22 protein-coding genes and 2 other annotated features are annotated in these 20,014 nt (G+C 39.0%); of the genes, 1 reads left to right on the forward strand and 21 read right to left on the reverse strand.

Features of this window, described 5'->3' with window-relative positions:
• Positions 1-17 precede the first annotated feature (17 nt).
• The 21 genes from obgE to ACRPLY_RS18265 all read right to left on the reverse strand — a co-directional run bounded on the left by obgE (position 18) and on the right by ACRPLY_RS18265 (position 19,249).
• Complete coding sequence (obgE, locus tag ACRPLY_RS18165) at positions 18-1,304, reverse strand: GTPase ObgE (protein ID WP_028411712.1); 1,287 nt, start codon at positions 1,302-1,304, stop codon at positions 18-20.
• Between the two features lie 51 nt (positions 1,305-1,355).
• Positions 1,356-1,892, reverse strand: coding sequence for a Spo0B C-terminal domain-containing protein (locus ACRPLY_RS18170; RefSeq protein WP_013085118.1), 537 nt, complete (start codon positions 1,890-1,892; stop codon positions 1,356-1,358).
• Positions 1,893-2,063: 171 nt separating this feature from the next.
• Positions 2,064-2,357, reverse strand: coding sequence for a 50S ribosomal protein L27 (gene rpmA / locus ACRPLY_RS18175; protein ID WP_013059335.1), 294 nt, complete (start codon positions 2,355-2,357; stop codon positions 2,064-2,066).
• A gap of 16 nt (positions 2,358-2,373) precedes the next feature.
• A complete protein-coding gene (locus ACRPLY_RS18180) occupies positions 2,374-2,706 on the reverse strand; it encodes a ribosomal-processing cysteine protease Prp (protein ID WP_013059336.1) in 333 nt (110 codons plus the stop codon).
• A 9-nt stretch (positions 2,707-2,715) separates the two neighbouring features.
• Positions 2,716-3,024, reverse strand: coding sequence for a 50S ribosomal protein L21 (gene rplU / locus ACRPLY_RS18185; RefSeq protein WP_013059337.1), 309 nt, complete (start codon positions 3,022-3,024; stop codon positions 2,716-2,718).
• A gap of 14 nt (positions 3,025-3,038) precedes the next feature.
• Positions 3,039-3,110: a sequence feature (ribosomal protein L21 leader region), on the reverse strand.
• A 78-nt stretch (positions 3,111-3,188) separates the two neighbouring features.
• Entirely contained in the window at positions 3,189-4,658 is a 1,470-nt protein-coding gene (locus tag ACRPLY_RS18190; protein WP_099000509.1) for an Rne/Rng family ribonuclease, read from the reverse strand.
• Between the two features lie 83 nt (positions 4,659-4,741).
• Entirely contained in the window at positions 4,742-5,608 is an 867-nt protein-coding gene (locus ACRPLY_RS18195) for a M50 family metallopeptidase (RefSeq protein ID WP_033579652.1), read from the reverse strand.
• Positions 5,601-6,383: a M23 family metallopeptidase gene (locus ACRPLY_RS18200; RefSeq protein WP_028411716.1), complete on the reverse strand. Its 783-nt coding sequence runs from the start codon at positions 6,381-6,383 to the stop codon at positions 5,601-5,603. The genes ACRPLY_RS18195 and ACRPLY_RS18200 overlap by 8 nt, the downstream gene beginning before the upstream one ends.
• Positions 6,384-6,503: 120 nt before the next feature.
• A complete protein-coding gene (gene minD, locus ACRPLY_RS18205) occupies positions 6,504-7,304 on the reverse strand; it encodes a septum site-determining protein MinD (protein WP_013059341.1) in 801 nt (266 codons plus the stop codon).
• Between the two features lie 2 nt (positions 7,305-7,306).
• Positions 7,307-7,990 carry a septum site-determining protein MinC gene (minC, locus tag ACRPLY_RS18210; protein ID WP_028411717.1) on the reverse strand — a complete coding sequence of 228 codons (684 nt, stop codon included), beginning with the start codon at positions 7,988-7,990 and terminating at the stop codon, positions 7,307-7,309.
• Between the two features lie 116 nt (positions 7,991-8,106).
• Positions 8,107-8,625, reverse strand: a complete 519-nt coding sequence (gene mreD, locus ACRPLY_RS18215) for a rod shape-determining protein MreD (protein WP_014458115.1) — start codon at positions 8,623-8,625, stop codon at positions 8,107-8,109.
• Positions 8,625-9,506, reverse strand: coding sequence for a rod shape-determining protein MreC (mreC, locus tag ACRPLY_RS18220; protein ID WP_013059344.1), 882 nt, complete (start codon positions 9,504-9,506; stop codon positions 8,625-8,627). The genes mreD and mreC overlap by 1 nt, the downstream gene beginning before the upstream one ends.
• 19 nt (positions 9,507-9,525) lie before the next feature.
• Positions 9,526-10,551: a rod shape-determining protein gene (locus ACRPLY_RS18225; RefSeq protein ID WP_013059345.1), complete on the reverse strand. Its 1,026-nt coding sequence runs from the start codon at positions 10,549-10,551 to the stop codon at positions 9,526-9,528.
• 229 nt (positions 10,552-10,780) lie between these two features.
• Positions 10,781-11,467, reverse strand: coding sequence for a RadC family protein (gene radC / locus ACRPLY_RS18230; protein WP_028411718.1), 687 nt, complete (start codon positions 11,465-11,467; stop codon positions 10,781-10,783).
• 15 nt (positions 11,468-11,482) lie between these two features.
• Positions 11,483-12,052 (reverse strand): Maf family protein, encoded by a 570-nt coding sequence (locus ACRPLY_RS18235; protein ID WP_033579650.1) that lies wholly within the window; start codon positions 12,050-12,052, stop codon positions 11,483-11,485.
• A gap of 111 nt (positions 12,053-12,163) precedes the next feature.
• The gene (locus ACRPLY_RS18240; RefSeq protein WP_033579649.1) at positions 12,164-13,246 is read right to left on the reverse strand and encodes an SPOR domain-containing protein; all 1,083 of its coding nucleotides are present in this window, start codon (positions 13,244-13,246) and stop codon (positions 12,164-12,166) included.
• 118 nt (positions 13,247-13,364) lie between these two features.
• Entirely contained in the window at positions 13,365-14,120 is a 756-nt protein-coding gene (locus ACRPLY_RS18245; protein ID WP_034265545.1) for a prepilin peptidase, read from the reverse strand.
• Positions 14,117-14,311, reverse strand: a complete 195-nt coding sequence (locus tag ACRPLY_RS18250) for a hypothetical protein (RefSeq protein WP_033579647.1) — start codon at positions 14,309-14,311, stop codon at positions 14,117-14,119. Before ACRPLY_RS18250 ends, ACRPLY_RS18245 begins: the two co-directional genes overlap by 4 nt.
• Before the next feature lie 186 nt (positions 14,312-14,497).
• Positions 14,498-15,055: a DUF420 domain-containing protein gene (locus tag ACRPLY_RS18255; RefSeq protein ID WP_028411723.1), complete on the reverse strand. Its 558-nt coding sequence runs from the start codon at positions 15,053-15,055 to the stop codon at positions 14,498-14,500.
• A gap of 156 nt (positions 15,056-15,211) precedes the next feature.
• The gene (locus ACRPLY_RS18260) at positions 15,212-16,510 is read right to left on the reverse strand and encodes a bifunctional folylpolyglutamate synthase/dihydrofolate synthase (protein WP_432232080.1); all 1,299 of its coding nucleotides are present in this window, start codon (positions 16,508-16,510) and stop codon (positions 15,212-15,214) included.
• Positions 16,511-16,606: 96 nt separating this feature from the next.
• A complete protein-coding gene (locus ACRPLY_RS18265) occupies positions 16,607-19,249 on the reverse strand; it encodes a valine--tRNA ligase (RefSeq protein ID WP_034265552.1) in 2,643 nt (880 codons plus the stop codon).
• Between the two features lie 82 nt (positions 19,250-19,331).
• Positions 19,332-19,576, reverse strand: a binding site (T-box leader).
• A 230-nt stretch (positions 19,577-19,806) separates the two neighbouring features.
• Here ACRPLY_RS18265 and ACRPLY_RS18270 point away from each other — a divergent pair.
• Entirely contained in the window at positions 19,807-20,004 is a 198-nt protein-coding gene (locus ACRPLY_RS18270; protein WP_013059354.1) for a hypothetical protein, read from the forward strand.
• Positions 20,005-20,014: the final 10 nt, after the last annotated feature.

The following is a 20,014-nucleotide window of genomic DNA, read 5'->3' on the forward strand; positions in this document are numbered from 1 at the left end:
TATCCTATGAACAACAATTAGTCGATAAATTCAAATTCATATTCAAACAGCTTTACAATGTCGCCATCTTTTGCTCCTCGTTCACGAAGGGCTTCATCGACGCCCATGCCTCGAAGCTGGCGCGCGAATCGACGAACTGATTCTTCACGTGAGAAGTCAGTCATCTTGAATAATTTTTCGATTTTTTCACCGCTTAATACGTATGAGCCATCGCTATCACGCGTAATAACAAATTCCACTTCTTTCTTTTCATGCTTGTACAGTACGCGGTGCATAGATAGATCTTCCTCTTCTTGCATTGGGAATTCCGGCGTCGTTTCTACAAGATCAGCTACTGTAAATAACAGTTCGCGTATTCCATCACGCGTTGCCGCAGAAATTGGAAAGATTTTCACTTCGTCCCCTACTTTTTCTTTGAATGCAGCTAAATTCTCTTCGGCTTGCGGGATATCCATTTTATTTGCTACCACTACTTGCGGACGTTCCGTTAAACGCATATTATACTGACGCAGCTCTTCATTAATAGTTAAGTAATCTTCATATGGATCACGGCCTTCTAAACCTGACATATCGATTACATGGACAATCACGCGGGTACGTTCAATGTGACGTAAAAACTGATGACCTAATCCTACACCTTCATGTGCACCTTCGATTAGCCCTGGTAAATCTGCCATCACAAAACTGCGATTATCTTCTGTTTCAACTACTCCCAAATTCGGATTAATTGTTGTAAAATGATATTCAGCAATTTTTGGCTTTGCAGCAGACGTTACGGATAATAACGTTGACTTTCCAACACTTGGGAAACCAACTAATCCTACATCGGCTAATACTTTTAATTCAAGAATGACATTTCTCTCTTTACCTGGCTCTCCATTTTCTGAAAGCTCCGGTGCTGGATTTGCAGGTGTAGCAAAACGCGTATTCCCACGCCCTCCGCGTCCACCTTTAGCAATCACTGCGCGCTGGCCGTGCTCAACTAAATCAGCAATCGTTTCGTTCGTATCTTCATCCAACACAACGGTACCTGGTGGAACTTTTACAATCATCGGCTCAGCGTTACGTCCGTGCTGTCCTTTTGACATTCCATGTTCACCACGGCTTGCTTTAAAGTGACGCTTATAGCGGAAATCCATCAGCGTACGTAATCCTTCTTCTACTTCAAAAATGACATCTGCACCGTGACCACCGTCACCACCTGCAGGACCTCCTTTTGGTACGTACTTTTCGCGACGGAAGGCAACCATTCCATTTCCTCCGTCGCCACCTTTTACATATACCTTGACCTGATCTACAAACATTTCTTTTTCACTCCGTTCTATATCTTAGCTCTTGCCATAGCAAAAGCGCTTTTAACTTATTGTGAGCATAAGGCTAAATTCATCTTCAGACATATGCTGTTCAACCAATGCAACTCCTTGAGCGCACTCATAACATTGTAGCTTGTTTTGTAGCTTCTGTATATCTGTTAGTATTCCACTAAAGTCAAAAAAGAAACGAATTCCCTGTTCTTCAATGCATACTGAAATACTCAAATAGTTTTCTGCATGATAATCAACATATTTTTCGAGTGCTTCTGTCAAATAGCAACACCAGTTGTATACGAACTCATCGTATTGTGATAAATCCTTCAATTCTCCAAGCACTTCCACATCTAAGCGAACAGCATGGTTATTCCAATGATAGGTCATAACAAAGCCCGCAAACAGTCGCATATTGATGTTTGTTAACTTGGATTCATGTTTGGATTCATTTACAATTTCTTCAATGATTTCATTCGCTCGATCAAGCCGATTCAACGCTAGATTGCCTTTGATTAATTGCAGCTTATTTAACCAATCATGCCGCGCGTATCTTAATACCTCTACGACATCCCATTCTTTTTCCATCTTAGCACTCCTAACTTTGACTCGAGCATAAGTATTTCACAACGCTGACAAACATCTCGTATCAATCTTCTTAGATATGTTCGATTATAACAAATTCCAATGGGTAATAGGTGAAATATTCTACAAAAAGAAAACTCTAACCTACTTGGGTTAGAGTTTTCTTTTTGTATCTTATGCTTCTTGAGCAACAGGGTATACAGATACTTTTTTACGGTCACGACCGAAACGTTCAAATTTAACGATACCGTCGATTTGAGCGAATAAAGTATCATCTCCACCACGACCTACGTTTGCACCTGGGTAAATTTTAGTACCGCGTTGACGGTATAAAATTGAACCACCAGATACGAATTGGCCATCAGCACGTTTAGCACCAAGACGTTTCGAGATTGAATCACGACCGTTTTTAGTACTACCTACTCCTTTTTTAGAAGCGAAGAATTGAAGGTCTAATCTTACTAACATGACATCCACCTCCTGTTTAGTTGTCGTTAATTTTTATATAATTACTGTAATCTAATTCGATCGTTTTCAGTGAAACAACCATACCTTCTAATAGCAATTGAATCTGTTCCAATGTGAACGAATCCACATCTTTCGGAATCTCACAACGGAGATAGCCACCATCTCCACCTTGCTCTAAGTGCGGTTCAACCCCACTTATTGAAAAGATAGCATTAATTGTTCCAAATGAAACTGCAGATGCTCCCGCACAAACAAGATCTTTTCCGTGTTCGGAAAAGTCAGCATGTCCACTCATCGTGAACCCGTCAACTTTCTTATTTGCATCACGAGAAATCGTCACCTTAATCATTTGTTATAATTACGCGTTGATAGCGTCGATTACAACTTTTGTGTAAGGTTGACGGTGACCTTGCTTACGACGATAGTTTTTCTTTGCTTTGTATTTAAATACAGTGATCTTTTTAGCGCGACCTTGTTTTTCAACTTTAGCCGTAACTGTTGCACCTTCTACGAAAGGAACACCAACTTTCACGCTGTCGCCACCTACAAATAATACTTTGTCAAAAGTAACTGTTTCGCCTTGTTCACCAGCAAGTTTTTCAACGTAGATTGCTTGACCAGCCTCTACTTTAATTTGCTTACCACCAGTTTCAATAATTGCGTACATTCTCTGCACCTCCTCTAAAAACTAAGACTCGCCATCACAGGTGTTCAAGTGAACTTAAAACCTGTTCTGAGCGGTTGTAGCACGGGTGCTACAAACCAACATATTAAATCTTACTACAAATCAAAGGTTAGTGTCAATTGGAATTCATGTTTTCTTCTAAAAATTTATATAGAAGCAGAGACCCTTTTTTGAATCTGCTCTTTCGACCCCAATTGACGCAAAACAAATGCGTTTGTATAATCATCGCTTGGCGTAAGATATACGGTTTTTTTAACCATTTTCTCTAGAGCTTTGAGAAACCCTTGAGCTTTCATTTCATTTATAACATCACTTCGCGTCTCAATCCAAATAGCCTCTTCTTCCGCGCCGCGATGTTCCCAAATTACACGTTCAATTTGAAAAGCAACCGTTTTGGAATCAATCATTTTACCGGTTCCTTCACATACTTCACAAGGCATAGTTAATGTTGACCCAATGCTATTGCGCACTTTCTTCCGCGTTAATTGCAATATGCCGAGCTCTGTAAAGCCAACTACATTCGTCCGCACTTCATCTTGTTCACATAGCTTTTTCATGTACCTTTCTACTTCTGTCCGATCTTCTTTATGAGACATATTTATAAAATCAATTAAGATCATGCCGCCTAAGTGACGTAATTGCATCTGTTTGGACAGTTCATACGCAGCTTCCATATTTGTTTGAAACATCGTCTTTCGAATATTATCTTTTCCTGAAAACTTCCCCGTGTTCACGTCTACGACCGTCATCGCTTCCGTTTCGTCAATAACGATATAACCTCCACTTTTGAGCCACACGATTCGCTTTAAAAGCTTCTCTATTTGCCGTTCCACATCATAAAAGGAGAAAATATTTTCATTTCCTTTATAGTACTCTATTGACGAGTTAGGGTAGGCAGCTTGAAGATGCTGATATAGGTCAAAGTCATCTACTACTATCCCGTCAATTCCTTGTTGAAGTGCAGCTTGCACTCTTGTTTCGAGAAAATCTTGTCCTTTGCTGACTAGGGCAGGAGCTTTCATTCCCTGTGTCTGTCGTTCAAGGCGCTCATATTTCTTCTGTAGCTCTTTTATTTTGTGTTGGACCGCAGCTTCTGATTTTTCCTCAATCGCTGTTCGAAATAAAAAGCCTTCCATCCCCTGTTTTAACCGCTCGCCAAGCTGTTTCCACTGTTGGCGTTTTGGCTCATCTATTTTTTTGGATACAGCGACATAGTTTCCGTGCGGTAAATATACAAGCTCATCAGAAGAAAATTCAATAATACCCGTCAGCTTCGGCCCTTTTGTTCCAATGCCTTCTTTTACAACTTGAACCAATACTTTTTCTCCTTCACGAATAAAAGCAGACATCGGCTGCTGATCCTTGTGAGGATTATCTGACTGCTGATAGGATACAAGTTCATTTCGATGAATAAATCCGTTCATTGATAAACCAATATCGATAAAGGCTGCTTGCATATGCGGCAGGACTTTTACGACTTTACCCCAATATATATCACCAATAATTTGATTCTCGCTTTGTTCTTCTAAATATATTTTTTCTAGTGTTTTATCGTTTATCACGGCTATACGTTTGGAAGAAGTAGCCGCGTTAATGATACATGCCTTCACATACATTGCCTCACTTTAATCTAAATTCATAGGAAAAAGTTCGGTCAGTGCAACCGAACTTTTTTCATTCTATTCTATGTTACTAGAAATCAGTAAACTGTTACAAGTTCATCTAGTGGGCTATTTGTTCTTTTTTCTACAAAGTAAGCGTGTAAAAGTTCATTTTCATCAATTTGTACATGCTCGCCTGTTTGAGATGTAGCAATAATCATATGCTTACAACCTCTTTGGAATTTTTGCAGGACTTGATGGAGCGTCTCACTGGTTGATACACTTAGCGTTTTTAAAGCTCCAATTGGATGCTCTTTTCCATGATACCTCTCCAACAAAAAGCGCATGTAGACAAATTGCCTGCTCTTCCATTCCAAATATCCGGATATAATTAAAAATGAAATAACAATCCATAAGTGCAGCTGAAAAGGATGCATAATGACGGCGTAGATAATACCGATAGCTAAAAAAAACGTTGATAACCGGAGTGCAAGCTTATGCGCTTCTAAAAATGGTAAAGAACGACTGCACATTAAAAAAAGCAGCTTCCCTCCGTCCAATGGCCAAATGGGCAAAAGGTTAAATAGTAAAATTACTGTGCATTGAAACATAAATTGCTCATACGTTTCCAAAGACAACACATTTATTTTCATTAATAAGAAAGCAGCTCCAAACATCCAAAGATGCTGAAGAGGTCCACTTATTGTCACAATAAACTCTTCTCGAAATGGACGATTACCATGTTCATCTACTTCTGCTACTCCTCCAAAAGGTAAGAGCATAATTCTACGAATTCGCCAAGAAAAACACTGAGCCGCTACGGCGTGGCCCAGTTCATGAATAATTACAATAATAAATAACAAAAAAAGCTGCTTTACCGTAGCCGTTAAGATACCAATTACGAAAATCCCCCAAAACAATGGATGAATGTGAATTTTCATCAATAACGAAAAAGCACTATTCAAATTGAATCACCTGACTAGGATCCACAAACTTATCGCCTTTTTTAATAGCAAAATAGAACGTTCCAGCATCGCCTTTTTTACTGTTTTCCACAATTCCTACTTCTTTGCCTTTATTCACAAAATCATACATGCTAACATTGATTTTTTTGAGCTGTCCATACCAAGTTTCAGTTCCATCGGCATGTTGAATAATAACGGTATTCCCAGTATCATCACGTTTTCCTACATACCTTACAATACCTTCACTCATTGCTTCTACAACAGAATCCACTCCTGTTTGAACCGTCACCCCTTGCTTACTTTGAGCAAATGTTTCCGTTACTTTCCCTGAAGCTGGAGTAGCGTATTCTCCGCTTACACTTTGCTCCGTTTTGCTAGACTCCTTATTCGGCAGGAGCGTTAACGGCTTCCCAAACTTATCTTCATACCAAGAGGAAACAGCTGCAAACTGAAATTCTTTATCCATTGTTTGTTGAACCACCACTCTGGCCTGTTCAAAAGCAGGAGAAGCGTTCTTGAACATAATCCCTACAATTAACACTAAGCAGGCCGAAGCTAAAATTTTAAATAAAAAGCGTTCTTTTCGAAATAACGGGTGATATTCCTTTGCTGATGGTGTGTATTCAACCGCAGAATAATCCATCGATCCATATTTTTCTTCTTCACTCATTAAGGACGTATGAAGAGGTTCTTGAGGAAGACGCTTCGTTGTATTTAATTGTTTTCGCTTGCGCTCAGCAATTCGTTTACGGATTTCATCAGCACGTCGATTCATGATTCATCATTCTCCTTGTTCTTATCGTATAATCAACTATATGACTTGTCCGTGGAGCTTATGACAGCTTGACTCTACAAAATCACACAAATAAAAAAAGCTTCCTCTATCGGAAGCTTTTTAAGAACGAACACCAAAGAATCGTTTAATACGTGCAAACATTCCCTTATCTTCTTCATCTAACGATTGAAGAGGAACCGTTTCACCTAGAATACGTCTTGCAATATTACGATATGCAATTGATGCTTTGCTTGATGGATCCATGACAATTGGTTCACCGTTGTTAGAAGCACGAATAACATTTTCATCGTCAGCAACGATTCCAATTAAATCAACAGCCAGAAGCTGAGAAATTTCTTCCACGTCCAGCATGTCTCCATTTTTCATCATATGACTACGGATTCGGTTAATAACCAGTTTTGGAGATTCGATATCCTCTTGCTCCAATAATCCAATAATACGGTCAGCATCACGAACAGCTGAAACTTCCGGTGTTGTCACAACGAGTGCCTTATCAGCGCCAGCTACGGCATTCTTATAGCCTTGTTCAATACCAGCTGGGCAATCAATAACCACATAGTCATAGTCTTGCTTTAACTGAAGAACTAACTCTCGCATTTGTTCTGGTTGAACAGCTGTTTTGTCACTCGTTTGAGCAGCAGGAAGTAAGTACAAACATTCAAAACGCTTGTCCTTAATCAAGGCTTTTTGCGGTTGGCATCGACCTTCTACCACGTCTACAAGATCATAAATAATACGATTTTCAAGCCCCATTACAACATCCAAGTTGCGTAAGCCGATATCAGTGTCTACTAGACACACGCGCTTTCCAGCTAATGCTAGAGCAGTACCTAAATTGGCTGATGTCGTTGTTTTTCCAACTCCACCTTTACCAGACGTAACAACAATAGCCTCTCCCACTGTCAAATTCTCCTTTCTACCCTGGTCAAATTCGGTCTTAGATGCGGTAAAGCTTGCACGCGATCTATCACCATTTGATCATTATCATCTAAGTATGCACATTCCATTATATTCTCTTCCTTCTCACTGCGCTCTTCTTCTGATCGGGTAATGATATCAGCAATGCGCAGCTGTGAAGGTTTCATTAACGATGCAGCAATAACGGCGTTTTTATTGCCGCGATATCCTGCATGAGCAATCCCTTTTAAAGCACCTAATACAAATAAATTTCCTCCAGCTACAACGGTTCCTCCGGGATTTACGTCTCCGACTAGAAGCAAATCGCCTTCTACATGGAGAACCTGTCCTGAACGAACTACCTTTGTAACAGATACTAATTCACTTTCTTCTCTTACTCGGACTGCATCTTGCTTTAAAATAACGTTACTATCAATTTGTTTAACTACTAAATACTGATTTTCTTCTATGAGCGCCTTCAATTCGGTTTCCTGCTCTGTAGTTAAATAACGATTTCCGATTTTGACATACACTGTGACGATTTGATCGGCATCGCCATGCTTATTTGTCAAAAGCTTCGTCTTAAGTTCCGTCAAAAGCTCTGCAAATGAACATGTATCATTGAGATGCAACGTTAATCCATCTTTTGTTCCTTTAATTGTCACATTTTGTTGCTTTTGTTTATTCAAGACGCTCACCTCAACGAATATATAATTTCGACAGAGACTTACTCAATTCCTTTTTTTCGTTTCTTCAATCAGCATTTTTATCACATCACGAACGAGAAGCGTAATATATTTTCGGATCAGCGTTCATCGATAAATTTAGCGAAATATTGAAAACATCTTTGAAGCGGAAATGCAAAAATGAGTGCAAATATGGCATTTAAAATGATGGTTGCGTAAAATCGCTCTTGCAAGAAGCGACCAATGGTCATATCGGATATATTAATAATGCTATTAATTCCATATACATAAAACTCAATAATGGCTACAGCTAATAGCGACATGCAGATTACGATAAGCGTATTTTGCTGAAAAATCTTCATTAGTTTTGATACGATATAGCATACGGCCGGCAATCCAAGCGCGTATACTCCTAAGACATCCGTAAAGGCAATATCGTACATGAATCCAAGGATTACCCCATATAGCATCGCTTGCTTTGGGTGATAATACACTGCCATAAAAGCCAGTACCACTACAACAAAGTGAGGCGATAGAATCCAGTCTCGCCATGGTGATGCCATGGCGACAAAATTAACAAAGATACTTTCAAACATAAAAACGACAAGCACGAGAATAGGAAGGACAAACCGCTTCATCAGTTAGCCTCCTCCGCCCCTAAATCGTCTTCAGCAGCGGGCGCACTTCTTTTAGCTACAACTACGTTATCTAAGTCATACAAGTCAGCAGCAGGTTTGATATAAGCTTTTTTCGTTAATCCATATTCATCAGGCTCAATTTTTGTGATAACGCCAATTGGAAGATTGCTAGGAAAAATGCCGTCTTCTTGTCCTAGACCGGACGTTACTACTTTTTGCTTTTCTTTAATATCAGCATCAAAAGGAATACGACGCATAACAAGCGCCTGTTCTTTATCATCATAGCCTTCAATTAAACCAAACACTTCTTTTTTAGCCTGAATTTTAGCAGATACACGGTTTGTACGATCTGATGAACTAATTAACTGCACAGTAGATGTGAACTTAGATGCATGCTTCACTTTACCAATCAGCCCTTCAGGAGTCATAACAGCCATATTTTCCTGTACATTATGAACCGTCCCTTTATCAATGGCAATTACCTCATGCCAACGGTCTGGATTACGAGCAATAACTGTTGCTTCGATTGGATTGTATTGACTTAAATCCGTTTTTTTGTCGAGCTGTGCTCTTAATTTTTTATTTTCTTGCTGCAAAGCGTTGGCTTTCGTTTCTAATTGCATGCGTTCGTCTAAACGGGCTTTTAATACCTCGTTTTCTTCGTATGTACGCTTTAAGTCACCTACATTCTGAAAGAAACCCGCTACAAATTGTGCGGGTTCATTAAAGGTAGCCTGAACAAGACCAACCGTATCTTTGACAAACTGTTCAGGCCACGTTACATTTTTACGACCATTTAACGAAAAACCAATCAATGCCACTAATACAATAATACTGACCAATAAAATAACTAAACGTTTATTTAAGAAAAATTGTGGCACGATCTACACCTCTTAATATTTAGCGATATGAATCGCTTGTACGATTTTTAAATAAATCAATGTGTTCTAACGCTTTCCCAGTTCCAATTGCAACACAGTCAAGCGGATCTTCTGCGATGACAACCGGCATATTTGTTTCTTCACTAATAACTTTATCTAAATTACGTAGCAATGCGCCACCGCCTGTTAATACAATACCGCGATCCATAATATCTGCCGCAAGTTCAGGTGGTGTTTTTTCTAATGTACTTTTTACTGAATCGACAATAGAAGCCACTGTATCTTTTAGCGCTTCTGCAATTTCTTCTGCTGAAATTTCGATTGTTTTCGGTAGACCTGTTAGTAAGTCACGTCCGCGAATTTCCATGTTTTCAATACCTTCTGGAATTCCGGCAGAACCGACTTCTACTTTTAATGCTTCTGACGTACGCTCACCGATCATTAAATTGTAATTCTTGCGAATATATTGAATAATCGCTTCATCCATCTCGTCCCCAGCGATACGGATTGACTGACATGTTACGATTCCGCCTAAAGAAATAATCGCAACTTCTGTTGTTCCTCCACCAATATCTACTACCATACTTCCCGTTGGCTCCCAAACCGGTAGATTGGCGCCGATTGCTGCAGCAAACGGTTCTTCAATTGTATACGCATCACGCGCGCCAGCCTGACGAGTCGCATCAATAACGGCACGCTTCTCAACAGCTGTAATGCCAGAAGGTACACAAACCATTACATACGGCTTACCCGCAAACAAACTTTTTGTTTTTTGAGCTTGATTGATGTAATATTTCATCATCGTCGCAGTTGTTTCGTAATCTGCAATAACTCCATCTTTCATTGGACGAAGGGCTACTACGTTCCCAGGTGTACGACCAATCATATTTTTTGCATCGTTACCTACCGCAACGATTTGTTTTGTATCAGTTTGCAAAGCCACAACAGACGGCTCACGCACAACAATTCCTTTTCCTTTTACATAAACGAGCGTATTTGCAGTACCCAAATCTATTCCAAGGTCTCTAGTACCGATTCCAAACATGTGTCTCTTCCTTTCTCTTACCAAAATGCAAAGGTAAAAATTCCATAATTCAATTTCTTCATTTCATAAGTAACATTTTTTATTTTCTATACTTTTTTCATAGATGTCAACGCCAAATATTGTATGATAAAAAGTCATACTTTGTCTATTAATAACGAATGATTGTAAAGAACTTGTCATTTAAAATCATGACTACTATTATAACCCAAGGATTTTAAAAAGCATAGCCTTACATGTATCCTTTTTCTTTTAAACTAATATATTTTCGATCTCCGATAATTAAATGATCTAACAATTCAATTCCTATGATAAATCCGCACTCTTTTAAGCGCTTCGTTACCTCTATATCTTCTCTGCTGGGAGTAGGGTCGCCGGAGGGATGATTATGAATACAAATAAGAGATGCAGCTGAACGGCGAAAGGCTTCTTTAAATACTTCTCTTGGATGGACAATAGATGAATTGAGGCTTCCGATAAAAATGGTTTGCTTGTGGAGAACTTGATTTTTCGTGTTGAGGTATAAACAGACGAAATGCTCTTGGGACAGCACGCGCATTTCTTCCATCACATAATTAGCTCCGTCTTCAGGGCCATGAATGGTATATCGCTCACTAGATTTCCGCTGTACAATCCTCTTACCTATTTCAATAGCCGCTATAATTTGAATCGCTTTTGCAGGTCCGATACCTTTAATATTCATCATTTCATCAAGCGATGCATGCTGTAAAAGTTGAAGACCTTCAAAATGCGTTAATATGCGATTGGACAGCTGAAGAACAGATTCATCTTTGGTTCCGGTGCGCAGCAAAATAGCAATAAGCTCGTGGTTAGAAAGACTAGAAGCACCCATTGCCACAAGGCGCTCTCGAGGTCTTTCATCTTGAGGAAAATCTTTAATTAGCAATGATTGATCCAATTTCGTCACTCCTTTTTAGTAGACGAAACCGTATTGTTTTAGCTCACGTATTGTTCGGGAGAGCGGCAAGCCCACCACGGAGAAATAGTCTCCTTCAATTTTTTTAACTAGCGCAGCACCGAGACCTTGAATTCCATAAGAACCAGCCTTATCCATAGGCTCTCCTGACTCTACGTACTGTACGATTTCATCTTGTTCAATCGGCCAAAACTCTACATCAGTTTGTTCATAAAACGTATGAACTTTTGCATTTGATACGAACGCTACTCCAGTTAACACCTGATGTTTTTGACCTGACAGCATCGTAAGTGTTTCAATCGCTTCTTGTTTCGTTTTTGGCTTTCCTAAAATACGATTGCCATATACGACAACTGTATCGGCGCCTAGGACCATATCCTCTTTATAATGCGAAGCGACGTCCACTGCTTTTTGCCTAGCTAAATCCATTACTACCTCGGACGGAGTGTATGATGGATTGACGATTTCTTCAATTGTACTAACGTGAACGGTAAAGGGAATGTGAAGCTGCTGAAGTAATTCTTTTCGACGAGGAGAGCCTGAGGCTAAAATTAATGTTTGTTTCATACATCTCACCTTTGCATTTTGATTTAAAAAAAGAAGGACACACCGTTATTTTAGCAATTTCATCTCTAAATGACAATAAACAAGTGAGGCAGCATTACACTACCTCACCTGTTAAGACGTTACAAGGCTTTCATACTGCTGAAGAGCTTTTAACACGTATCCCTGAGCAAGCCAAGCGTCTTTACTGCTTTTATTGTCTTCATATGAAGAAAGAGAAGCCGCAGCCTTTTGAAGGGTTCTCACCATGGTTTTAATGTCTTCATTTGACGCTTCTTTCTGAACTTTTGTCAGCTCTTTTTTCAAAGATTTGATATCGGCTACCCGCTCTCCCTCAATCGCTTTAACAGATTGATCTAAGAGATTAGCCATAAACGGCTGCGCTGTTGTTATAACCGTTTGATCTTTTTTCCCTAATTCGCTGGTGGGCTTAATTTCATAAGACTTTACATATACATCTTTACCTTGTTGTTTATACGTTTTACTAAGTGCCTTTGCTTTTTCTTCTCCAGTGGCAGCACCAACGACAAGAGAATAGGTTTTAGGTGAAAAAATCTCGCCTGCTTCGTTCTCTTCTTTCCATTTATCCATTGCTTTATTTGCAGCAGTTTTTGATGAAAAAGCACCTGCTTGCACAATGTAAAAGGAAAAAGGGTCTAAAGTAGAAGCAGCAGCTGACGTATCCTTCGATTCCTGTTCGCTTTTCTTTTCAGCTTTACCAACACTTTCAGTGGCAGACGCTGTTTGAGCAGCTTTTTCTTCTTTCGCTCGCTCACTTGTTTGTGCTTTTCCTACAGGCTGTTCGCTTCCTGTCATCATTTTCACACCAACCATACCGATGCCGCTGCCTATTCCGACTGCTAGTAATACAATCACAGCCGTTCGTTTGATCACACCGCCGTTTACTGTTTTAATCGAAACATTTTTAGGGTGTAATCGCGGCTTTTTCTTCTTTTCATTTCTTACATCTTCAATAAACACCACTTTATTTTCTTCCACATGAGAATCTTTGGATGCCGGTTCCGGAAGAACCCACGTAAATTCGTCTTTTTCCGGCGCTTGTTCTTCCTTCTCATCCTTAGATTGACCATTGATTTTAATTGAAATTTTTCGTTCCTGCTTGTCCACTGCCCCACCGCCTTTAGTTAACGTAGTCTTAGTACCGGTTGTAAGCTGAGGTAAACCGACATAAAACATACACTTTTTTCCATGCTATCATAGAAGAAAAAAAAAATAACAAGACATTTGTCGTCTTGTTACAAAAGGTTTTCGCTATTTAGTTACAGAAATTTTAACTTTGTCGAAGACTTGAAGCTCAATAAAAATAGTTGCTAACATACCAATCTATCAATTCGTTTCCATGAAAATAAGCAGCGATTGTCCCTATAAAAATAAAAGGAACGAAAGGAATTGGTACACCTACCTTTGCCTTTTTCATTAATAATGCTCCTATACTAACGGTTCCGCCTATTAATATAGCTAAAAAAAGTGATAGCAAAACAAGCTTTACTCCAAGCACAATACCAATCAAACCATACAATTTAATATCTCCTTCTCCAAGGCCTCCTCTGCTGAGAAATGCGATTAGAAAGAGGAGAAAAAATGCGATTCCTCCTCCCATTAAAGAATCACTCCACGAAGTTAATGGAATGAAAAGACGCTCAAGAAGAAAGATAGGCAAAAAGAAAAGCAGCACCTTATTTGGGACAATCATATAGGCTATATCTGAGACAACGATAATTGTTAAAAAAGAAACAAAAGTTAATATGACAATCAGTTCTAACGTCATATTCAATTTTAAAAAAGCATATACAAATAAACTTCCTGTCGAAAATTCTACGAACGGGTAGATGAAGGAGATTTTTTTGCGACACATACTACATTTTCCTGCATTTTTAATGTAGGAGACTACGGGGATTAACTGTTGTGGAGAAAGAACGTATAAACAGTGTGGACAATGAGATCTTGGAGATAAAATAGATTTTCCCTGAGGAATTCTAAGGCCTGCTACGTTGTAAAATGAACCTAGAGTGATACCTGAAACGAATAGATAAAGGTAAATTATACTCATACGACTCCTTCCATTTCAGGGGTATAGAATACTAACTGTAGATTTTCTTTTGAATGGGGCAATGTATCTTTTCCTTTTAAATAGCTGCCAATAAACGGTATGAGAAAAGCTGCTAGAAGACCTATTACGATAACCAGTATGATCACTTGCGTGAGAGAAAGTCCTTTATTCTCTTTTGACAGTTTATCCATTTCCACACCTCTCTTTTATTGATTAGTATCAAACAGCTCCTTCATTAATAAACTGAATCTTAATACCCATAAAAGTCATATTCTGTATGCCTCCTTCCTTAAAACACACCTTTTATAGGTAATAAGGATTATACCACTAAAAAACAAAAACAGCATAAAAAAAACGTCTGCAAAAGCAGACGTTTTTTAATAGTAAGGAGCCATAAATAAGTAGACAATTACACCTGTAAGGCTTACATAAAGCCAGATTGGCATTGTCCATCGCACAATTTTTTTATGTTTTTCAACTTGCATTGTCCAGCCCCACACAAGTGCAAACAGTGCCAGCGGAACGATAATCGCTGCTAAGAAACTGTGTGTGATCAAAATAAAGAAGTAAATGGGACGAACAATTCCTTCTCCACCAAACGTAGCTGTTTCGGTTGAGATATAGTGGAACGTTAAATATGAAACTAAAAAGAGCAGTGTAGAAGTGAATGCCGCTAAGATAAACCCTCTATGAGCATTGATGTTTTTTCTAAAGATTGAAATCAACGCTGCAACTAAAAAAATAAACGTAAAACTATTCAAAATAGCATTTAACCGTGGAAAGATAGTCAAATCAAAACTTACTTTTCCTTGATAGCCAATATTCGAAAAGAATAGCAGTAAGATAATAACATTCGCTATCACTGAAAAGGTAAGAATAATACCGGTAAAGTTTTTATTACTTTTCGGTACAATTTTTTCATTATTCTTACTCATGTTAACAATCTCCTTATTTAGTGATGTACATGTTTATTATATATCACTTACCTAGGGGGTGAAAGTGACAATACTTTGAACTTAGTGCTTCCTTATTATTTGTATCCCTTTCTTACATTATGTTAAAAGCAGCAAGATTTCACTTGCTGCTTCTGCTCATTTGAGAAGAAAGGCCCGCACTTCTGATATAAAATACAGAGACCCTGTAATCACGACCATGTCTTGTTCACCTGTCGCCTTTTCCTTTACGTAAGCAATTGCTTTTTTCCACTCCTCGTCCATATGCTTATTACGATGAGTACTCATCTCATAAAGCTCCCCAGCTGCGCGAGCACGAGGAAAGTCAAACGACGTAAATGTAATACTTGCAGCGATTGTTTCAAGTTCTTGGACCATTCGATTAGCGCTTTTATCATTTAAGCAGCTGAAGATTAAATGAATGTTTCGATCTTCATAATGAAGGCGTAAAGTAGATAACAAGCTATCAATGCCTTCTGCATTATGAGCCCCGTCAATAATCGTTAAAGGATGCTCATTTACTATCTCAAAGCGGCCGTTCCATTTTGTATGCTGAATCCCTTTTATCATTTGCTCATTGGAGATAGAAAGCTTTTTCTTTTCTTTTAAATAACAAACGGCCATCACAGCCAAAGCTGCATTTTCAACTTGATGATAGCCAAGCATATTTAATTGCAAGTGTCCAAATGTGCCATACGGCGTTTTTAACGTAAAGCCTTCTCCATTTGCTAAGGGCTCATAGTTTTCAATTTTAAATTCTTTTCCTAACACAAATAACGAAGCCTGCTTCAAATTTGCCTCTTCTGTAATGACGTCAAGCGCCTTTACTTGCTCTGCACCAGTAATAATAGGGACTTCTTTTTTAATAATCCCCGCTTTTTCTGCTGCAATTTCTTCTACCGTATCACCTAATATCGCCATGTGATCAAATCCAATGTTTGTAATAATACTCACCATAGGATTCACAACGTTTGTTGAATCATATCGTCCCCCAAGACCTGTTTCAAACACAACATAGTCAACTGAATCATGATAGCCGAAATAAAGAAAAGCCATGATTGTAATCACTTCAAATTCCGTTGCTGACCCTAAGTCCGTATGTTCTAGTCGCTCCACTACAGGCTTTACTTCCTGAACAAGAGCGGTCATTGCTTCATTTGAAATAGGCTGTCCATTCACGCTAATCCGCTCATTAAATGTTTCGATATAAGGGGAAGTAAACGTTCCAACTTTATACCCTGCTTCTTCTAACATATTTCGCAAATACGAAACAGTAGAACCTTTACCATTCGTTCCAGCAACGTGAATAGCATTTATATTTTGCTGCGGAAAATCAAGCTGCTCTAGCATCCATTCCATTCGTTCTAACCCCGGCTTGATTCCAAAGCGAAGTCTGTTATGAATCCAATCAAGCGCTTCTTCATATGTCGTTATCATCTTTTATTCACCTTTCTTTTCCATCGCTATTATTATGTAAAGAAAAAGCGTCGCTATACAAGCCACGCTTTTTCTGTTAGTTTATTAACCCATTGATTATCCGCGTAATTCAGCAATACGAGACTGAACAGCTTCACGTTTTTCAACGTAATCTTGCTCTTTTGCACGCTCTTCTTCTACTACTTTAGCAGGCGCTTTTGCAATAAAGCCTTGGTTGTTTAATTTCTTTTGTACACGTTCTACTTCTTTGTTTAACTTATCGTATTCTTTTTCTAAACGGGCGATTTCTTCTTCGATATTAATTAAACCTTCAAGAGGTAAAATTAATTCTGCGCCTGTTACAACAGCAGTCATCGCTTTTTCATCTAATGAAACATCGGTTGAAATCACAAGCTCACTTGGATTACAGAAACGTTCTACATACGCACGATTCTTTTCAAGCTGACTTTGAATATTTTCATCTTTAGCTTTAATAAATAATTTTACTTGTTTGCTCATCGGCGTGTTCACTTCAGCACGAATGTTACGAACAGCACGGATAATATCTACAAGTAAACGCATATCGTTAGCAGCTTCTTTATCCGAAAGCTCAGCGCGTACTTCCGGCCATTTAGCTACTGTAATTGATTCACCTTCATGCGGCAAGCTTTGCCAAATTTCTTCAGTAATAAACGGCATGAATGGATGTAAAAGTCGCATTGTGTTATCAAGTACATAAGCTAAAATTGAGCGAGTGGTCTTTTTAGCTGCTTCATCTTCTCCGTAAAGAGGAAGTTTAGCCATTTCAATGTACCAATCGCAGAAGTCATCCCAAATAAAGTTATAAAGAATGCGTCCAACTTCACCAAATTCATATTTGTCAGCTAATTTTGTTACGTGCTCAATCGTTTCATTTAAGCGCGTTAAAATCCATTTATCCGCAACTGACTTTTCGCCTGATAAATCAAGCTCTTCAAATGTGATGCCGTCCATGTTCATTAATGCAAAACGAGAAGCATTCCAAATTTTATTTGCAAAGTTCCACGTCGCTTCGACTTTTTCAAAGCTGAAGCGTAAATCTTGTCCCGGTGAGCTTCCTGTAGATAAGAAATAGCGAAGAGAATCTGCACCGTATTTCTCAATTACTTCCATTGGATCTACGCCGTTACCAAGTGATTTACTCATCTTACGACCTTCAGCATCTCGTACAAGACCGTGAATAAGTACATCGTCAAACGGACGTTTACCCGTAAATTCAAGACCTTGGAAAATCATACGAGATACCCAGAAGAAAATAATGTCGTAGCCCGTTACAAGCACATTTGTTGGGTAGTAGCGTTTGAAATCAGCTGCATCCACATCCGGCCAGCCCATTGTTGAGAACGGCCATAGCGCTGAACTGAACCATGTGTCTAATACATCTGAATCCTGTTCCCAGTTTTCGATATCTGCTGGAGCCTCATGATCTACGTATACTTCTCCAGTTTCTTTATGATACCAAGCTGGAATGCGATGTCCCCACCAAAGCTGACGCGAAATACACCAGTCGCGAATATTTTCCATCCAGTGTAAGTAGGTCTTTTCAAAACGATCAGGCACAAAGTTTACTTTTTCTTCTTGTTTTTGAAGATCTACTGCTTTATCTGCTAACGGCTGCATTTTTACAAACCACTGAGTTGATAAATAAGGTTCAACAACGGCACCGCTTCGTTCACTGTGACCTACTGAATGCATGTGGTCTTCAATGTTGAACAATACGCCGTCTTCTTGAAGGTCTTTAACAATTTGCTTACGGCAAGCAAAACGATCCATTCCTTCATATTTACCTGCTTTGTCATTCATCGTGCCGTCTTGATTCATCACTAAAATACGCTCTAAATTATGACGGTTTCCAATTTCAAAATCGTTCGGGTCATGAGCAGGCGTAATTTTTACCGCACCAGAACCGAATTCCATATCTACATAATCATCGCCTACGATTGGAATTTCACGACCTACAATCGGAAGGACAACCTTTTTGCCGATTAAGTGCTTATAGCGATCATCTTCAGGGTGAACAGCTACAGCCGTATCTCCTAGCATTGTTTCAGGACGAGTTGTTGCGATTTCAATATGTCCAGAACCATCTGCCAACGGATAGCGCATATGATAAAACGCACCTTGTACATCTTTGTAAATAACCTCGATGTCTGAAAGAGCTGTTTTTGTAGCTGGATCCCAGTTGATAATATATTCTCCGCGATAGATTAACCCTTTTTTGTAAAGCGTTACGAATACTTCGCGCACTGCTTTAGAAAGGCCTTCATCAAGCGTGAAGCGCTCGCGTGAATAGTCTAAGCCAAGTCCTAGCTTCGACCACTGCTGGCGAATAAAGCTTGCATATTCTTCTTTCCATTTCCACGTTTCGGCTACAAAATTTTCGCGGCCTAGATCGTAGCGGCTTTTCCCTTCGCTGCGAAGCTTTTCTTCTACTTTTGCCTGCGTTGCAATCCCCGCATGGTCCATGCCGGGAAGCCATAAAACGTCATAGCCTTGCATGCGCTTCATACGCGTTAAGATGTCTTGTAACGTTGTATCCCAAGCGTGGCCTAAATGCAGCTTGCCCGTTACGTTTGGGGGTGGAATTACAATTGTATATGGCTCTTTTTCAGGGTCATTTGTTGCTTCAAAAAACTTCCCGTCTAACCAATACTGATAACGATTTTCTTCAACGGCTTTTGGATCATACTTCGTTGGAAGAGTCACTTCTTTTTCAGACATAATGTATACCTCCATAATATAAAGTTTCAGTCTTTAGAAACTGTGTAAAGCTTTTATAAACATAAAAAAACTCCTTTCCTAATAAAAGGACGAAAGGAGTTGATTTCGCGGTACCACCTTTTTTTATAGACGTATCCCGTTTGATAAGCCTATACACTTCATTTCATAACGGTTGATTAACCGGCTTTTTCTACTGAGCTATGCAGCTGTTCAAAAAAGCTACTCATAGGCGACATTCCGAGTGCACATTCTTAAGAAATCTCACAGCAGCTGATTTCTCTCTCTGAAAGACGAACATCCCGTACTCTTCCTATTCACTGTATTTATGTATGAATTTCTCTTAATTATACTATATGAAAAAATGTTGAATCGTCAATAATCTTCTCCATTTTTTTATGATTATATTCATAATTTTTTTGTTCTGCTCTTTATTTTTTCATTCACTCGCTAATTTTGGAAATAAAATGAAAAGTCCGCTCAAAAAAATGGCACCATTTCTTTCTTTTTTCATATACTTACTTTAACCTGGGCACGTGGATTGAAAGGGGCATGTACAAATGAAGAAACGAATAAATGTAAATTCGTATCAGCTGCAGCGGTGGCTCAAAACAGCAGGAGCGGCTTGTGGACAGTTTATTGTTCCTTTAACAATTTTTCAAGGTATACGTACACTATTCTTCCCCACAACCTTTGATGTACTGTTGTTGGCACTTCTTGCCATACTAGCGGTTGCTTTATATTCGGACTGGATTTAAAAACCCAAGC

This window comes from Priestia sp. TGN 0903, assembly GCF_050846855.1.
GTDB classification, from domain to species: domain Bacteria; phylum Bacillota; class Bacilli; order Bacillales; family Bacillaceae_H; genus Priestia; species Priestia zanthoxyli.

What these genes read in the sequence shown, in the direction of transcription:
- ACRPLY_RS18200 (WP_028411716.1), bottom strand. Translation starts at nt 6,383, where the DNA reads ATGAATCGACGTGCTGATGAAATCCGTAAACGAATTGCTGAGCGCAAG.
- ACRPLY_RS18260 (WP_432232080.1), bottom strand. Translation starts at nt 16,510, where the DNA reads ATGATAACGACATATGAAGAAGCGCTTGATTGGATTCATAACAGACTT.
- ACRPLY_RS18270 (WP_013059354.1), top strand. Translation starts at nt 19,807, where the DNA reads ATGAAGAAACGAATAAATGTAAATTCGTATCAGCTGCAGCGGTGGCTC.
- ACRPLY_RS18170 (WP_013085118.1), bottom strand. Translation starts at nt 1,892, where the DNA reads ATGGAAAAAGAATGGGATGTCGTAGAGGTATTAAGATACGCGCGGCAT.
- ACRPLY_RS18245 (WP_034265545.1), bottom strand. Translation starts at nt 14,120, where the DNA reads ATGAGTATAATTTACCTTTATCTATTCGTTTCAGGTATCACTCTAGGT.
- rpmA (WP_013059335.1), bottom strand. Translation starts at nt 2,357, where the DNA reads ATGTTAGTAAGATTAGACCTTCAATTCTTCGCTTCTAAAAAAGGAGTA.
- ACRPLY_RS18180 (WP_013059336.1), bottom strand. Translation starts at nt 2,706, where the DNA reads ATGATTAAGGTGACGATTTCTCGTGATGCAAATAAGAAAGTTGACGGG.
- rplU (WP_013059337.1), bottom strand. Translation starts at nt 3,024, where the DNA reads ATGTACGCAATTATTGAAACTGGTGGTAAGCAAATTAAAGTAGAGGCT.
- ACRPLY_RS18265 (WP_034265552.1), bottom strand. Translation starts at nt 19,249, where the DNA reads ATGTCTGAAAAAGAAGTGACTCTTCCAACGAAGTATGATCCAAAAGCC.
- mreD (WP_014458115.1), bottom strand. Translation starts at nt 8,625, where the DNA reads ATGAAGCGGTTTGTCCTTCCTATTCTCGTGCTTGTCGTTTTTATGTTT.
- ACRPLY_RS18235 (WP_033579650.1), bottom strand. Translation starts at nt 12,052, where the DNA reads ATGAAACAAACATTAATTTTAGCCTCAGGCTCTCCTCGTCGAAAAGAA.
- ACRPLY_RS18250 (WP_033579647.1), bottom strand. Translation starts at nt 14,311, where the DNA reads ATGGATAAACTGTCAAAAGAGAATAAAGGACTTTCTCTCACGCAAGTG.
- obgE (WP_028411712.1), bottom strand. Translation starts at nt 1,304, where the DNA reads ATGTTTGTAGATCAGGTCAAGGTATATGTAAAAGGTGGCGACGGAGGA.
- ACRPLY_RS18190 (WP_099000509.1), bottom strand. Translation starts at nt 4,658, where the DNA reads ATGTATGTGAAGGCATGTATCATTAACGCGGCTACTTCTTCCAAACGT.
- ACRPLY_RS18255 (WP_028411723.1), bottom strand. Translation starts at nt 15,055, where the DNA reads ATGAGTAAGAATAATGAAAAAATTGTACCGAAAAGTAATAAAAACTTT.
- ACRPLY_RS18225 (WP_013059345.1), bottom strand. Translation starts at nt 10,551, where the DNA reads ATGTTTGGAATCGGTACTAGAGACCTTGGAATAGATTTGGGTACTGCA.
- ACRPLY_RS18240 (WP_033579649.1), bottom strand. Translation starts at nt 13,246, where the DNA reads ATGTTTTATGTCGGTTTACCTCAGCTTACAACCGGTACTAAGACTACG.